The organism is Stutzerimonas stutzeri (genome assembly GCF_002909485.1).
Lineage (GTDB): Bacteria > Pseudomonadota > Gammaproteobacteria > Pseudomonadales > Pseudomonadaceae > Stutzerimonas > Stutzerimonas stutzeri_AH.
Genome location: NZ_PPXG01000003.1, coordinates 469,396 through 483,609, shown reverse-complemented (window position 1 = coordinate 483,609; position 14,214 = coordinate 469,396). Strand labels below are relative to the sequence as shown.

16 protein-coding genes are annotated in these 14,214 nt (G+C 63.2%); 9 read left to right on the top strand and 7 right to left on the bottom strand.

Annotated features, from left to right (window positions below; genetic code table 11):
* Nucleotides 1-137: 137 nt before the first annotated feature.
* Together rnk and cyaY are read right to left on the bottom strand one after the other, a co-directional pair.
* Nucleotides 138-542: a nucleoside diphosphate kinase regulator gene (gene rnk / locus CXK91_RS09695; protein ID WP_015278422.1), complete on the bottom strand. Its 405-nt coding sequence runs from the start codon at nucleotides 540-542 to the stop codon at nucleotides 138-140.
* Nucleotides 543-703: 161 nt separating this feature from the next.
* Nucleotides 704-1,036: an iron donor protein CyaY gene (gene cyaY, locus CXK91_RS09690; protein WP_103455939.1), complete on the bottom strand. Its 333-nt coding sequence runs from the start codon at nucleotides 1,034-1,036 to the stop codon at nucleotides 704-706.
* Between the two features lie 189 nt (nucleotides 1,037-1,225).
* On the opposite strand from cyaY, the gene lptM reads away from it, so the two are divergent.
* The 6 genes from lptM to CXK91_RS09660 all read left to right on the top strand — a co-directional run bounded on the left by lptM (nucleotide 1,226) and on the right by CXK91_RS09660 (nucleotide 5,844).
* The gene (lptM, locus tag CXK91_RS09685) at nucleotides 1,226-1,366 is read left to right on the top strand and encodes an LPS translocon maturation chaperone LptM (protein ID WP_103455938.1); all 141 of its coding nucleotides are present in this window, start codon (nucleotides 1,226-1,228) and stop codon (nucleotides 1,364-1,366) included.
* 12 nt (nucleotides 1,367-1,378) lie between these two features.
* Complete coding sequence (lysA, locus tag CXK91_RS09680) at nucleotides 1,379-2,626, top strand: diaminopimelate decarboxylase (protein WP_103455937.1); 1,248 nt, start codon at nucleotides 1,379-1,381, stop codon at nucleotides 2,624-2,626.
* A gap of 10 nt (nucleotides 2,627-2,636) precedes the next feature.
* Nucleotides 2,637-3,467, top strand: coding sequence for a diaminopimelate epimerase (gene dapF, locus CXK91_RS09675; protein ID WP_103455936.1), 831 nt, complete (start codon nucleotides 2,637-2,639; stop codon nucleotides 3,465-3,467).
* The gene (locus tag CXK91_RS09670; protein ID WP_103455935.1) at nucleotides 3,464-4,159 is read left to right on the top strand and encodes a DUF484 family protein; all 696 of its coding nucleotides are present in this window, start codon (nucleotides 3,464-3,466) and stop codon (nucleotides 4,157-4,159) included. Before dapF ends, CXK91_RS09670 begins: the two co-directional genes overlap by 4 nt.
* A gap of 81 nt (nucleotides 4,160-4,240) precedes the next feature.
* The gene (gene xerC, locus CXK91_RS09665) at nucleotides 4,241-5,146 is read left to right on the top strand and encodes a tyrosine recombinase XerC (protein WP_103455934.1); all 906 of its coding nucleotides are present in this window, start codon (nucleotides 4,241-4,243) and stop codon (nucleotides 5,144-5,146) included.
* Nucleotides 5,143-5,844: an HAD family hydrolase gene (locus CXK91_RS09660; protein ID WP_103455933.1), complete on the top strand. Its 702-nt coding sequence runs from the start codon at nucleotides 5,143-5,145 to the stop codon at nucleotides 5,842-5,844. Before xerC ends, CXK91_RS09660 begins: the two co-directional genes overlap by 4 nt.
* Nucleotides 5,845-5,913: 69 nt before the next feature.
* Here CXK91_RS09660 and sutA read toward each other — a convergent pair whose 3' ends face one another.
* The 5 genes from sutA to glnK all read right to left on the bottom strand — a co-directional run bounded on the left by sutA (nucleotide 5,914) and on the right by glnK (nucleotide 9,918).
* On the bottom strand, nucleotides 5,914-6,243 hold the full coding sequence (sutA, locus tag CXK91_RS09655; protein ID WP_103455932.1) for a transcriptional regulator SutA: 330 nt from the start codon (nucleotides 6,241-6,243) through the stop codon (nucleotides 5,914-5,916).
* A 78-nt stretch (nucleotides 6,244-6,321) separates the two neighbouring features.
* Entirely contained in the window at nucleotides 6,322-6,747 is a 426-nt protein-coding gene (locus tag CXK91_RS09650; RefSeq protein ID WP_103455931.1) for a secondary thiamine-phosphate synthase enzyme YjbQ, read from the bottom strand.
* Nucleotides 6,748-6,850: 103 nt separating this feature from the next.
* Nucleotides 6,851-8,101 (bottom strand): ammonium transporter, encoded by a 1,251-nt coding sequence (locus CXK91_RS09645; protein WP_103455930.1) that lies wholly within the window; start codon nucleotides 8,099-8,101, stop codon nucleotides 6,851-6,853.
* A 123-nt stretch (nucleotides 8,102-8,224) separates the two neighbouring features.
* Nucleotides 8,225-9,541, bottom strand: coding sequence for an ammonium transporter (locus CXK91_RS09640; protein WP_103455929.1), 1,317 nt, complete (start codon nucleotides 9,539-9,541; stop codon nucleotides 8,225-8,227).
* A gap of 38 nt (nucleotides 9,542-9,579) precedes the next feature.
* Nucleotides 9,580-9,918, bottom strand: coding sequence for a P-II family nitrogen regulator (gene glnK / locus CXK91_RS09635; RefSeq protein ID WP_003096476.1), 339 nt, complete (start codon nucleotides 9,916-9,918; stop codon nucleotides 9,580-9,582).
* 397 nt (nucleotides 9,919-10,315) lie between these two features.
* Between glnK and CXK91_RS09630 the strand changes: the two genes are divergently transcribed.
* The 3 genes from CXK91_RS09630 (at nucleotide 10,316) to CXK91_RS09620 (ending at nucleotide 14,213) form a co-directional block, all read left to right on the top strand.
* Nucleotides 10,316-10,576, top strand: a complete 261-nt coding sequence (locus CXK91_RS09630; protein WP_103455928.1) for an accessory factor UbiK family protein — start codon at nucleotides 10,316-10,318, stop codon at nucleotides 10,574-10,576.
* 36 nt (nucleotides 10,577-10,612) lie between these two features.
* Nucleotides 10,613-12,109, top strand: coding sequence for a YifB family Mg chelatase-like AAA ATPase (locus CXK91_RS09625; RefSeq protein ID WP_103455927.1), 1,497 nt, complete (start codon nucleotides 10,613-10,615; stop codon nucleotides 12,107-12,109).
* A 130-nt stretch (nucleotides 12,110-12,239) separates the two neighbouring features.
* Nucleotides 12,240-14,213: a BCCT family transporter gene (locus tag CXK91_RS09620; protein ID WP_103455926.1), complete on the top strand. Its 1,974-nt coding sequence runs from the start codon at nucleotides 12,240-12,242 to the stop codon at nucleotides 14,211-14,213.
* The last annotated feature ends 1 nt before the right edge of the window (nucleotide 14,214 follow it).

The window sequence follows — 14,214 nt, the reverse complement described above, 5'->3', positions numbered from 1 at the left end:
GTCATCAGGCAGGGTTTGAGAACGGCAGCGGCTACTCCGCTAGCGATCACGATGCACCGGATTCATCGCCAGGAAAGATGCTGGCGATAAATCCGGCAGCCGGGCTGCCGGGCAACGGAGGGAGCAGGCGCTTTAGGTCAGAAAGGATCGCCAGCCGCTTCAGGCTGATACTCGATGGCGAGCAGGGTCAGCTTGATGATCTTTCCAGCCGGGGTTGGCCAGTCGATGTGCTGGCCGACGCTCATACCCAGCAGCGCGGTGCCCACTGGAGCTAGGACGGACACGGTTCCTTCCTTGCCTGCGTCGTGAGGGTAGACCAGCGTCAGGTGATATTCCTTGCCAGTCCCCTCGTCGAGGCAATGCACACGCGAGTTCATGGTCACGACGCCCGCAGGCATCTCGCTGCGTTCCACGATCTGCGCCCGCGACAGTTCCTGCTCGAGCGCTTCGGCGGCCGGACCGTAGTCGTCCAGGCTGTCGAGCAGCCGCTCAAGGCGCTGCAGATCGAGTTGGGTAAGGATGATCGGCGGTGCACTGGTCATGGGTTCTGGCAAGCTCCTGGGAAAAGTCAAAAGACGAAAAAAGCAAAACCCCGCCCGAAGGCGGGGTTTTGTTGACCTGCGAGAGACACTATCACAGCAGCCCGAATAAGCAAGGCCCCTGCCTGCAGCCCCCGGGAAACGGGGCCTGCAGGCGTCATGAGTCAGATATCCTCGAACTCCATGGCTTCGCCACCCTGCTCCAGCGTCACCCGCGTCAGCAGTTCGCCGAGGCGCTCACCGCTGGCATCGCACAGCCACAGCTGGCTGCCTTCGTCATAGTCGAAATGAAAGCCGCCAGAGCGCGCCGCCACCCACAGCTGACGCAGCGCTGGCTGGCGGCTGAGAATCAGCTGGCTGCCACTGGCGAAGCGCACGGTCAGCACACCACCGGAATTTTCCAGGTCGACGTCCATGCTGGTGTCGTCGAAGACGTCCTCGACGCTCTCCTGCACGGCATCGACCAGATCGTGATAACGGGCTTCGCTCAGGCTCATGCAACACTTCCTCGAATTGTTCTGCGCGCGGCGCTGGCCGTACGCGATGGCGGCGAGCTTAGCAGGGCGCAAGCGGATCAAGCGAGTCGCCTGCCGGTACAGCCGCCGTGCGGCGTGCTGCTCGCATAGGCAATACGCCGGGTGCTGGGTATACTCCGGCGATTAGATTTTTCAAGGATTCCAGCCCCCATGAAGCGCCTCCTGCTTCCCTTCATCGCCCTCGCCGTCCTCGCCGCCGCACTCAGCGGCTGCGGCCAGAAAGGTCCGCTGTATCTGCCGGACGACGAACAAGCCGTCAAAGAACGTTCCAAAGATCGTTTCGAACTCTAAAGGAGGCTGTTCATGGAGGCCTTCTCGTACCGCGACGGTCAACTCTTCGCGGAAGGCGTGGCACTGCCCGCACTTGCGCAACGCTTCGGCACCCCGACCTACGTCTATTCCCGCGCGCACATCGAAGCCCAGTACCGGGCCTATGCCGATGCGCTGGATGGCATGCCGCACTTGGTCTGCTTCGCCGTCAAAGCCAACTCCAACCTGGGCGTGCTGAACGTGCTGGCGCGCCTTGGCGCGGGCTTCGATATCGTTTCGCGCGGTGAACTGGAGCGCGTGCTGGCCGCCGGTGGGCAGCCGGACCGTATCGTCTTCTCCGGCGTCGGCAAGACCCGTGACGACATGCGCCGCGCATTGGAAGTCGGCGTGCACTGCTTCAACGTCGAGTCCACCGACGAGCTTGAGCGTCTGCAGCTAGTCGCCGCCGAGCTCGGCGTCAAGGCACCGGTGTCGCTGCGGGTCAACCCGGACGTCGACGCCGGTACCCATCCCTATATTTCAACGGGCCTCAAAGAGAACAAATTCGGCATCGACATCGACAATGCCGAGGCGGTCTACGCCCGAGCTGCCGAGCTACCGAATCTCGAAGTGGTCGGCGTCGATTGTCACATCGGCTCGCAGCTGACCAGCCTGCCGCCCTTCCTCGATGCCCTCGACCGCCTGCTCGCACTGACCGACCGCCTCGCCGCACGCGGCATCCCGCTTCGTCACCTGGACCTGGGCGGCGGTCTCGGCGTGCGCTACCGCGACGAGCAGCCGCCACTGGCCGGCGACTACATCCAGGCGGTGCGCCAGCGCATCGAAGGCCGTGGGCTGGCACTGGTATTCGAGCCAGGCCGTTCCATCGTTGCCAATGCCGGCGTGCTGTTGACTCGCGTGGAATACCTCAAGCATACGGCGCACAAGGATTTCGCCATCGTCGATGCAGCGATGAACGACCTGATCCGCCCGGCGCTGTACCAGGCATGGATGAACGTCATCGCAGTGCAGCCGCACGAAGGCGATACGCGTCGCTACGACATCGTCGGACCGATCTGCGAGACCGGCGACTTCCTCGCCAAGGATCGGGAGCTCGCTCTGGTCGAAGGCGATCTGCTGGCGGTGTGTTCGGCCGGTGCCTACGGCTTCGTCATGAGTTCCAACTACAACACCCGCGGCCGCGCCGCCGAGGTGCTGGTGGACGGTGACCAGGCGTTCGAAGTGCGCCGTCGCGAGAGCGTTCAGGAGCTATACGCCGGCGAAAGCCTGCTGCCCACTTGAGGCCAAGATCATGCTTCTGCGCTTTACCAAGATGCACGGTCTGGGCAACGACTTCATGGTCATCGACTTGGTCAGCCAGCACGCGCACATCCAGCCCAAGCACGCCAAGCAGTGGGGCGATCGCCATACCGGCGTCGGCTTCGATCAGCTGCTGATCGTCGAGCCGCCGCAGAATCCGGACGTGGATTTCCGCTATCGCATCTTCAATTCCGACGGTTCGGAAGTGGAGCAATGCGGTAACGGCGCGCGCTGCTTCGCCCGCTTCGTGGTCGACAAGCGCCTGACCGTCAAACGCAAGATGAAGGTGGAAACCAGGGGCGGCATCATCGAGCTGGATATCCGCCCGGATGGACAGATCCGCGTCGACATGGGCCCGCCGCGACTGGTACCGGCCGAGATTCCGTTCCAGGCGGAGCAGGAAGCCCTGAGCTACCCGCTCGACGTCGATGGCCAGTACGTCGAGCTGGCCGCCGTGTCGATGGGCAATCCCCATGCAGTGCTGCGTGTCGACTGCGTCGAGCAGGCGCCGGTGCACGAGTTGGGGCCAAAGATCGAACATCACCCGCGTTTTCCACAACGGGTCAACGCCGGCTTCCTCCAGGTCGTTGACCGCCGCCATGCGCGCCTGCGCGTATGGGAACGCGGCGCCGGTGAGACCCAGGCCTGCGGCACCGGCGCATGCGCCGCCGCAGTTGCCGCCATTCGTCAGGGCTGGATGGATTCGCCCGTGCAGATCGACCTGCCCGGCGGCCGTCTGTCCATCGAATGGGCAGGCCCCGGACAGCCGGTTATGATGACCGGCCCCGCCGTTCGTGTATTTGAAGGACAGGTTCGCCTATGACCGACCAGACCCAGGGCAGCATGCCGCTACCCGACGCCGAAGCCGTCGCCGCCTACCTGCGCGCCCATCCGGAATTCTTCGTCGATCACGACGAGCTGATCCCGGAGTTGCGCATTCCCCATCAGCCGGGCACTGCGGTGTCGCTGGTGGAGCGTCAGGTCAAGCTGCTGCGCGAGCGCAACATCGAGATGCGCCACCGCCTGTCGCAGCTGATGGATGTGGCACGCGACAACGACCGCCTGTTCGACAAGACCCGCCGACTGGTGCTCGACCTGCTCGATGCCAGCAGCCTGGAAGAAGTGGTCAGCGCAGTGGAAGACAGCCTGCGCCATGAATTCCAAGTGCCCTACGTCAGCCTGATCCTGTTCAGCGACGCAACGCTGCCGGTGGGCCGCTGCGTCAGCACAGGCGAAGCACAGCAGAGCATCGGCGGACTGCTCGACGGCGGCAAGACCATCTGCGGCGTGCTGCGCCCACATGAGCTGAGCTTTCTGTTTGGCGCCGAAGACAGCGGCAATGTAGGCTCTGCCGCAGTGGTCAGCCTGAACAATCAGCTCGGTGTTCTGGCCATCGGCAGCCCGGACCCGCAACACTACAAGAGCTCGCTGGGCACGCTGTTCCTCGGCTATATCGCCGAGGTGCTGACCCGCGTGCTGCCGCGCTTCGGCACGCCGCTGCGCTCGGTTCGCTGAAGGCAGCTATAAGCCGCACGCTTCAGGCTGCCGGGACAGGCCAGCAGCCAAGACCGGAGGCCTTCCCTTGGAGCATGAAGCTTGACGCTTGCAACCGCTCTCGACGCCTACTTCGAATACCTGCGCAGTGCCCGGCAGCTGTCAGCGCACTCGCTGGACGGCTACCGTCGCGATCTCAACAAATTGCTGGCCTATTGCGAACGCGAGCACATCGCCGACTGGCGCGCGCTGCAAGGCCGGCATCTGCGCCAACTGGTCGGGGAACTGCACCGCCAGGGTCAGTCCAGCCGTAGCCTGGCGCGCCTGCTTTCATCGGTCCGTGGCTTGTATCGCTATCTCAATCAGGAAGGGCTATGCGAGCACGATCCGGCCGCCGGTCTGTCCGCGCCAAAGGGTGAACGCCGCCTGCCGCGACTGCTGGATACCGATCGCGCCATGCAGCTGCTCGATGGTGGCGTCGAGGACGATTTCATCGCCCTTCGTGATCAGGCCATGCTCGAGCTTTTCTACTCATCCGGCCTGCGCCTGTCGGAGTTGGTTGGCCTCAATCTCGACCAGCTCGACCTGGCCGCAGGCATGGTGAGGGTACTCGGCAAGGGCAACAAGGTGAGAGAGCTGCCAGTGGGGCGCAAGGCGCGCGAGGCGCTGCAAGCCTGGTTGCCAATGCGCGCACTGGCCAATCCGGCCGACGGCGCGGTATTCATCGGTCAGCAGGGCCGCCGCTTAGGTGCGCGGGCCGTTCAATTGCGAGTACGCCAGGCCGGCGTGCGCGAACTCGGCCAACATCTGCATCCGCACATGCTGCGTCACAGCTTCGCCAGTCACCTGCTGGAGTCGTCTCAGGATCTGCGCTCTGTGCAGGAGCTGCTCGGTCACGCTGACATCGGCACCACGCAGATCTACACCCACCTGGACTTTCAGCACTTGGCCAAGGTCTACGATCAGGCGCATCCGCGCGCCAAGCGCAAGCAGGACACTGACACATGAGCATCCGCCTGATCACCTTCGACCTGGACGACACCTTCTGGGAAACCACGCCAGCCATCCAGAGTGCCGAAACTGCGCTGCGCGACTGGCTGGGCGTGCATGCACCGCGCCTGGGCGAATTTCCCGTCGAAGCCCTCGGCGCGATCCGCCGCATGCTGATCGAACAGGACCCGGCGCTGCGCCACCGTATCAGCGAGCTGCGCCGACGCATCCTGCAGCACGCGCTGCACGACGCCGGCTATCCCGCCGATGAAGCGGACCAGCTGGCCGAGCGGGCCTTTCAGGTATTTCTCGATGCGCGCCATGAGGTGCAGATTTTCCCAGACGTGCAGCCCACGCTGGAATTTCTCGCCAATCACTACACCCTCGGCGTGATCACCAACGGCAATGCCGACGTGCGCCGCCTGGGCCTGGCCGACTATTTCCAATTCACGCTGTGCGCCGAGGAACTGGGCGTTGGCAAGCCGGACCCCCACCCGTTCCAGCAGGCGCTACGGCTGGGTCATGCCCGCCCGGAACAAGCCGTGCACATTGGCGATCACGCCCTGGACGATATCGCCGGAGCACAACAGGCTGGTCTGCGGGCGATCTGGTTCAACCCCAAGCGCGTTGCCTGGCCGCACGACTACCATCCCGACGCGCAAATCCAGAGCCTGGCCGAGCTGCCCAAGCTGCTGCTCGGCTGGCGCGAATCCTAAACACCCAACAAAGGCCGCCAACAAGACAAAGCCCGCATGATGGCGGGCTTTGTCTTGTTTCGTTCTTGCTCAGATAGGGCGGCTGCCGTACTTGCTGTCCGGCTTCTTCGGCGGATCGGCGACCACGTTGGGTTCGACCTCCTGCACTTGGCCACCACGCGCCAGAAACTCTTCCATGGCCCGCGCCAATGCCTCGCGCTCCTTCTGCTTGGCTTCCAGGCTTGGCAGCTCGTCAGGCTCGACGGCCTTGGCCTTGGCCTTCTTGGCCGGCGTGGCACGCTCGCTGTCGGTGCCTTCGTCGTCGAGGCTATCGTCGCCGTCGTCGGCCGCGGCCAGGTCCTCCCCGTCCTCCTCGTCGCTAACGTCCAGATCGTCTTGTTCTAGTTCTTCGTCGCTCATGTTCAACCTCATGGCCTTGCCAAAGCGGAGTAAGTTATAGCCCAGCGATGCGGAAAGACCGACATCGCCAAAAAAAATTCAACTTGCCGTCCCGTGCAGCGTCGCCACTATCTGCCGCGCTCCACCTTGGTCGCGGTGCTCTCCGAGATAGATGCCCTGCCAAGTACCCAGTGCCAGTCGGCCATCACTGACCGGCAGGCTCAGCTGGCAGCCAAGCAGACTGGCCTTGAAATGCGCAGGCAGATCGTCCGGTCCTTCGTAATCATGCTCGTAGCCTCCCTCACCCTGCGGCACCAGGCGATTGAAGAAGCGCTCGAAATCTCGCCGAACCGCTGTATCGGCATTCTCGTTGACCGTCAGCGACGCCGAGGTATGCCGCAGCCACAGGTGTAACAGACCGACCTGACATCGCCGCAGTTCCGGCAATGCGTCGAGCAGCTCGTCGGTGACGAGATGAAAGCCCCGTGGACGCGCGCGCAAGGTGATCAGGGTCTGTTGCCACATGTTCGAAAGGCTCATGTTCAACGGCTGGTCGCGCGCATTCTAGCGTGACGCAAAAAAAAACAAAGGGCGCCAAAAGGCGCCCTTGTCATGTATCACCGAATAGTTACTGGCGAGTGAACTCCGGATAGGCTTCCAGACCGCATTCGACCACGTCCACGCCCTCGTATTCTTCCTCTTCGCTGACGCGCAGGCCCATCACTGCCTTGATGATGCCCCAGACGATCAGGCTGGCGATGAACACCCAGAGGAAGATCGACACCAGTCCCAGCAGTTGTGCACCGAATGTGGCATCGGCGTTGGTCAGCGGCACGGCCAGCAGGCCCCACATGCCGGCGACACCGTGCACGGAGATAGCTCCGACCGGGTCATCGAGCTTGAGCTTGTCCAGACCGAGGATGCTGAAGACCACCAGCACACCACCCACTCCGCCGATCAGCGTCGCCTGCAATGCACTCGGCGTCAGCGGCTCTGCGGTAATCGCCACCAGGCCAGCCAGAGCGCCGTTGAGGACCATGGTCAGGTCGGACTTGCCAAACAGCAGGCGTGCGGTGATCAGGGCAGCGATCAGGCCGCCAGCAGCACCCATATTGGTGTTGACGAAGACCTGAGCCACAGCATTGGCGTCTTCGATGGTGCTCATCTTCAGCTGCGAGCCACCGTTGAAGCCGAACCAGCCCATCCACAGGATGAAGGCGCCTAGGGTCGCCATCGGCATGTTGGCACCGGGAATGGCGTTGATCTGCCCATTCGGACCGTATTTACCCTTGCGCGCACCGAGTAGCAGGACACCCGCCAGAGCCGCAGCCGCGCCAGCCATGTGCACGATGCCGGAGCCGGCGAAGTCGAGGAAGCCAGCCGCGTCGAGGAAACCACCGCCCCACTTCCAGAAGCCCTGAACCGGGTAAATAAAGCCGGTCATCACCACGGCGAAGGCGATGAAGGCCCACAGCTTCATGCGCTCGGCCACCGCACCGGATACCACCGACATGCAGGTCGCGGCGAACACGATCTGGAAGAAGAAGTCGGCACGGGCGGAATAGTAAGGCGCATCCTCACCGCCAGCGGCGACCAGGTCGGCCGCATGCTCGTCACCGATCAGGAAACCCAGGCTGGGGAAGATGCCGCCCTCAGGGCTGGAGTACATGATGTAGTAGCCGACCAGCAGATACATGATCGACGCCAGAGCGTAGAGCACGATGTTCTTGGTGAGAATTTCGGCGGTATTCTTCGCCCGGACCAGACCGGCTTCGAGCATGGCGAAACCCGCCGCCATCCACATCACCAGCGCTCCGCAAATCACGAAGTAGAAGGTATCGAGTCCGTACTGGACGGGTATCAATGCAGTGCTATCCATGTGTCACCTCTTGCTGTCGCGCTGTCTGCGCTGTTCGGTCCGCAGGCCATCGCATGCTGCTTCGAAGGCCTGCGTTGGTCCTGCGATTGGCCCCGGGGTTGGCTCCGGGGTGCCCTGAATGGATTACAGGTTGTAGCCACGCTCGTTGTGCAGGCTGAGGTCGAGGCCAATGGTTTCCTGCTCCTCGTTGACCCGCAGCCCCATCACCAGATCGATCGCCTTGAGGATCAGGTAGGTGACGATGCCGGTGTACACCACGGTGAAGAGCACGCCCTTGAACTGAATCCACAGTTGCAGGCCGATGTTCTCCACTTCGCCGAAACCGCCCAGCATGGGTGCAGCGAAGATGCCGGTGAGCAACGCTCCGACGATGCCGCCAATGCCGTGCACGCCGAAGGCATCCAGCGAATCGTCGTAGCCGAGCTTGCGTTTCAGGCTGGTGGCGCAGAAGAAGCAGACCACTCCGGAAACCAGGCCGATGACCAGTGCGCCCATCGGGCCCACGGTGCCGGCGGCCGGAGTGATGGCTACCAGGCCCGCCACCACGCCAGAGGCTATTCCCAGCGCGCTCGGTTTGCCGTGACCGATCCACTCGGCGAACATCCAGCCCAACGCTGCGGCTGCAGTAGCGATCTGGGTGACCAGCATGGCCATGCCGGCAGTACCGTTCGCCGCTATAGCCGAGCCTGCATTGAAGCCGAACCAGCCGACCCAAAGCATCGCGGCACCAACCAGCGTCAGGCCTAGGTTATGCGGCGCCATTGGCGTGGTCGGGTAGCCCTTGCGCTTGCCTAGCACCAGGCAGGCCACCAGGCCGGCGATACCGGCATTGATGTGCACCACGGTGCCGCCAGCGAAGTCGAGGACGCCCCAGTCCCACATCAGACCGCCGTCGCCGCCCCAGACCATGTGCGCGATGGGCGCATAGACCAGCGTGAACCAGATGCCCGTGAACACCAGCATCGCGGAGAACTTCATGCGTTCGGCGAAGGCACCGACGATGAGCGCCGGAGTGATGATGGCGAAGGTCATCTGGAAGGTGATGAAGACGCTTTCAGGGAATGCGCCAACCAGGCTATCGGGCGTCAGGCCGCTGAGGAAAGCGCGATCCAGACCGCCGACGAAAGAGTTGAAGTTGGTAACCCCAGCTTCCATACCCGTGGTGTCGAAAGCGAGGCTGTAGCCATAGACCATCCAGAGGATGCTCATCAGGCCGGTGACCGCAAAGCACTGCATCATCACCGAGAGAATGTTCTTCGAGCGGACCATGCCGCCGTAGAACAGCGCCAGCCCAGGGATGGTCATGAACAGCACCAGCGCAGTGGCCGTGAGCATCCATGCCGTGTCGCCTGAATCCAGCGTTGCCTCTTGCGCCAGGGCCAGGCCTGGACTTATCAGAGACAAAAGGGCTCCTAGCCCTGCGAATTTTCGCAGAGTCATGGTTTTACTCCTGGGGCGTGGGGGTTCGGAGGTGCTGCTTAAATCGCGTCGGTATCGGTTTCGCCGGTACGGATGCGGATGGCCTGTTCCAGGTTGACTACGAAGATCTTGCCGTCCCCGATCTTGCCGGTGTTGGCGGCCTTGGTGATGGCCTCGATGACGCGATCAAGCTGATCGTCAGCGATGGCCACGTCGATCTTGACCTTTGGCAGGAAGTCGACGACGTATTCGGCACCGCGGTACAGCTCGGTGTGACCCTTCTGACGACCGAAGCCTTTTACTTCGGTAACGGTGATGCCCTGTACGCCAATTTCCGACAGCGACTCGCGCACGTCGTCCAGCTTGAACGGCTTGATGATGGCAGTGACTAGTTTCATGAAAACTTCTCCCGTTTTAGGTGGACTTGCCCCAGAAGTACGAACCCGGCTCAAGTCTAAGCTCAGTGTCTGGCTCTTGTAACGCTCCGGCTGAACCTGAGCAGCTAACCGACACCACCAACCTCTCCGACAAAGCGTCTCGAATCGCCCATGCACCGCAACCCTGTGGTGCATGCGTCGCTACGGACAAAGCAGAATCGATGCCAGCTTTCTGCAAGCCCCGATTTTCAAGGGGTTTAAGCGCAACGGGAGCGGCCGACGGACGGTTACACCCAGCCAGCGCACCAAAACAGTGCCTAGACGCACTACCTCCTGCTCATTTTCTGTGCACGCCTTGCCAGAAAGACACAAAAAGCACCGTGCTACACTGCGCCCTGTCCAAAGACAGGTGTTTTCAATGCTGCCGCCAAAAGCTTTTCTAGATGCCATCGGCTCCCAGGCCTCACGCCTGTTCAACGGCGAGACGCCGCTACCGCGTGGCGAGTTCGAAGCCCAGCTCAAGGGTGTGGTGCAAAGCGCACTGAGCAAGCTCGATGTAGTCAGCCGCGATGAATTCGACAGCCAGATGGTCGTGCTTGCCCGCACCCGCGCGCGCCTGGAGGCGCTTGAGGCCAAGGTCGCCGAACTGGAAGAGAAGCTCACGCCGCCCGCGCCCTGACAGGCCGGGCCGCGACACGATCAAAGGAGTGATCGAATGTCCCTGGCCATAGTTCATAGCCGCGCGCAGGTCGGTGTGGAAGCACCGCCAGTGACCGTGGAAGCCCATCTTGCTAACGGTCTGCCGGCGCTCACGCTGGTCGGCCTGCCGGAAACCGCAGTCAAGGAGAGCAAGGACCGCGTGCGCAGCGCGATTCTTACCTCCGGCTTCGATTTCCCGCCTCGCCGCATCACGCTCAACCTCGCCCCTGCCGACCTTCCCAAGGATGGCGGTCGTTTCGACCTGTCCATTGCCCTCGGCATTCTCGCCGCCAGCGGCCAGTTGCCTGCCGAACGCCTCGACAGCCTGGAGTGCCTCGGCGAGCTGGCACTGTCCGGCGCATTGCGTCCGGTTCGAGGCGTCCTACCGGCAGCGCTTGCCGCGCGCGCCGCAGGCCGCGCGCTGCTGGTGCCACGGGCCAATGCCGAGGAAGCCAGCCTGGCTTCAGGCTTGACCGTCTATGCCGCCGAGCATTTGCTTGAGGTCGCGGCACACTTCAACGGCGTCACACCTCTCGAACCCTATGCTGCTCAGGGCCTGCTGCGACAGATCCAGCCCTATCCGGACCTGGGCGATGTGCAAGGCCAGCAGGCGGCCAAGCGCGGTTTGCTGATCGCCGCGGCTGGCGCGCACAACCTGCTGTTTTCCGGACCACCAGGCACCGGCAAGACGCTGCTGGCCAGCCGGTTGCCCGGCCTGCTGCCGCCGCTGGACGAACAGGAAGCGCTGGAGGTGGCCGCCATCCATTCGGTGGCCAGCCACAGCCCGCTTGAACATTGGCCGCAGCGTCCGTTTCGCCAGCCCCATCACAGTGCATCCGGCCCCGCACTGGTCGGTGGCGGCAGCCGCCCACAGCCAGGCGAAATCACGTTGGCGCACCAGGGCGTCTTGTTTCTCGACGAGCTGCCGGAGTTCGATCGTAAGGTGCTTGAAGTCCTGCGCGAGCCGCTGGAGTCGGGTCATATCGTGATTGCCCGAGCGCGCGACAAGGTGCGCTTTCCGGCACGCTTTCAGCTGGTGGCGGCAATGAATCCCTGCCCGTGCGGTTATCTCGGCGACCCCAACGGACGCTGCCGCTGCACGCCGGACCAGATACAGCGCTACCGCAACAAGCTCTCCGGCCCCCTGCTCGACCGCATCGACCTGCACCTGACCGTCGCACGTGAAGCCACGGCGCTCAACGCACCGCCTCAAGCCGGCCAGAGCAGCGCCGTGCTGGCCGCTCAAGTGGCACAGGCGCGACAGCTGCAGCAGGTCCGCCAGGGTTGTGCCAATGCCTTCCTCGACCTTTCGGGCCTGCGCAATCACTGCCAACTGACGGCTGAGGATCAGGCCTGGCTGGAGCGCGCCTGTGAACGCCTCGCGCTGTCCCTGCGTGCCGCGCACCGCCTGCTCAAGGTAGCGCGCACTCTCGCCGATCTGGAACAGGCCGAGCGCATCAGCCGTCAGCACCTCGCCGAAGCGCTGCAATATCGGCCTGGCAGCCAGGCCTGAGCCACTCTGGCGCGGGCTCTGGCTCGCGTAAATCGGCCGCGGACAACCGGCGCCCTTCGCGGTCTGTGTTAAGTTGGCTGGCTTTCGCCACAGGCGGCCACTCCCCAGACATAACCCGAAGGAGCGCAGCATGGAGGCAAAAAAGCCCTCGTCCTCTCAAATCAACCCCCCGGTCTTCTACGGCTCGGCGGCCATCATCCTGGCGTTGGTGATCTACAGCGTGGCCTTTCAGAGCCACGCCCAGACGCTGTTCGGCGATACGCAGGCATGGATCATTGCCAACGTCAGCTGGCTGTACATCCTCGCTGTCGCGCTGATTCTGCTGATGGTGGTGCTACTGGCCTTCAGCCGATATGGCGACATCAAGCTAGGTCCGGACCACAGCGAGCCGGACTACAGCGCGCTGACCTGGTTCGCCATGCTGTTCTCCGCCGGCATGGGCATCGGCCTGATGTTCTTCGGCGTTGCCGAGCCGGTAATGCACTTCCTCTCGCCACCCACCGGTGAGGGCGGCACCACGCTCGCCGCGCGCGAAGCGATGAAGATCACCTTCTTCCACTGGGGCCTGCATGCCTGGTCGATCTACGCCATCGTGGCGATGATCCTGGCTTACTTCGCCTATCGTCACGGCCTGCCGCTGACGCTGCGTTCGGCGCTCTACCCACTGATCGGCGAGCGCATCTACGGGCCGATCGGCCATGCCGTGGACATCTTCGCCATCATCGGCACAGTCTTGGGCGTCGCTACGTCACTGGGCCTGGGCGTTACCCAGATCAACACCGGGCTGAACCATCTCTACGGGCTGCCAGTTTCGGTACCGGTACAGATCGGCCTGATCATGGCTACCACGCTGCTGGCCACGATTTCGGTGGTGACCGGGCTGGACAAAGGCGTGCGACGGCTCTCCGAGCTGAACCTGACGCTGGCCGTGCTGCTCATGTTGATGGTGCTTGTGGCCGGGCCAACGGTGTTCATTCTGCAGACCTTCGTACAGAACACCGGCAGCTACCTGTCGGACATCGTCGACAAGACTTTCAACCTCTACGCCTACGAGCCGAACGACTGGATCGGCGGCTGGACGCTGTTCTACTGGGGCTGGTGGCTGGCCTGGTCGCCCTTCGTCGGGCTGTTCATCGCGCGCATTTCGCGTGGCCGGACGATCCGTGAGTTCGTCACCGGCGTGCTGCTGGTGCCTACCGCGTTCACCCTGATGTGGATGACAGTGTTCGGTGACACGGCCATCCATATGATCCTCTGGGAGCACGTGACCAGCCTTGGAGAAGCCATCGAGCAGGACAGCTCGCTAGCCCTGTTCGCCTTCCTCGAGCACTTTCCCTTCTCGGCGTTCATTTCGGTGATCGCCATCATCATGGTGGTGGTGTTCTTCGTCACCTCGGCGGACTCCGGCGCACTGGTGGTGGATATGCTCGCCTCGGGCGGCCGGCAAGGCACTCCGGTGTGGCAGCGAATCTTCTGGGCCGTCTCCATGGGGGGCGTGGCCATTGCCCTGCTGCTCGCCGATGGCTTGACTGCCCTGCAGACGGCGACGATTGCCAGCGCCCTGCCCTTCACTATCGCCCTGCTCTGCTCGATGTGGGGCCTGCTCAAGGCGCTGCGTCTGGACGCCACCAAACAGGGGCTGCGCTACCAGGCGCTGAGTACCTCGCCCAACGCACCACGCAGCCCCGGCGGCTGGCAGCGCCGCCTGCGCACTCTGATGCTATTCCCGCGGCGCGCCCATGTAGTGCGCTTCATCGCCGAAGTGGTGCACCCGGCTTGCGAGGCAATCGCCGAGGAGATGCGCAAGCAGGGATACGTCGTTGAGATCAGCGAAGGCGAAGATCGCCGCTTGCGCTTCGAAATCATCCACGACGGCGAGCCGGACTTCATCTATGAGGTGCGCCCACGCGCCTATGCCATGCCAAGCTTCGTCGCCAGCAGCGAGGACGACGAACGCGAGGAGCGCAAGTACTTCCGCGCCGAAGTGCACCTCAAGGAAGGCGGGCAGGATTACGACGTCATGGGCTGGAGCCGAGAAGATGTGATCAGCGACATCCTCGGCCAGTATGAAAAGCACATGCACTTCCTGCACATGGTCCGCTAAA

Bases quoted from the DNA above. Each gene is read 5' to 3' on its own strand.
- rnk (WP_015278422.1), bottom strand. From the start codon at position 542: ATGACCAGTGCACCGCCGATCATCCTTACCCAACTCGATCTGCAGCGC.
- cyaY (WP_103455939.1), bottom strand. From the start codon at position 1,036: ATGAGCCTGAGCGAAGCCCGTTATCACGATCTGGTCGATGCCGTGCAG.
- lptM (WP_103455938.1), top strand. From the start codon at position 1,226: ATGAAGCGCCTCCTGCTTCCCTTCATCGCCCTCGCCGTCCTCGCCGCC.
- lysA (WP_103455937.1), top strand. From the start codon at position 1,379: ATGGAGGCCTTCTCGTACCGCGACGGTCAACTCTTCGCGGAAGGCGTG.
- dapF (WP_103455936.1), top strand. From the start codon at position 2,637: ATGCTTCTGCGCTTTACCAAGATGCACGGTCTGGGCAACGACTTCATG.
- CXK91_RS09670 (WP_103455935.1), top strand. From the start codon at position 3,464: ATGACCGACCAGACCCAGGGCAGCATGCCGCTACCCGACGCCGAAGCC.
- CXK91_RS09660 (WP_103455933.1), top strand. From the start codon at position 5,143: ATGAGCATCCGCCTGATCACCTTCGACCTGGACGACACCTTCTGGGAA.
- sutA (WP_103455932.1), bottom strand. From the start codon at position 6,243: ATGAGCGACGAAGAACTAGAACAAGACGATCTGGACGTTAGCGACGAG.
- CXK91_RS09650 (WP_103455931.1), bottom strand. From the start codon at position 6,747: ATGTGGCAACAGACCCTGATCACCTTGCGCGCGCGTCCACGGGGCTTT.
- CXK91_RS09645 (WP_103455930.1), bottom strand. From the start codon at position 8,101: ATGGATAGCACTGCATTGATACCCGTCCAGTACGGACTCGATACCTTC.
- CXK91_RS09640 (WP_103455929.1), bottom strand. From the start codon at position 9,541: ATGACTCTGCGAAAATTCGCAGGGCTAGGAGCCCTTTTGTCTCTGATA.
- glnK (WP_003096476.1), bottom strand. From the start codon at position 9,918: ATGAAACTAGTCACTGCCATCATCAAGCCGTTCAAGCTGGACGACGTG.
- CXK91_RS09630 (WP_103455928.1), top strand. From the start codon at position 10,316: ATGCTGCCGCCAAAAGCTTTTCTAGATGCCATCGGCTCCCAGGCCTCA.
- CXK91_RS09625 (WP_103455927.1), top strand. From the start codon at position 10,613: ATGTCCCTGGCCATAGTTCATAGCCGCGCGCAGGTCGGTGTGGAAGCA.
- CXK91_RS09620 (WP_103455926.1), top strand. From the start codon at position 12,240: ATGGAGGCAAAAAAGCCCTCGTCCTCTCAAATCAACCCCCCGGTCTTC.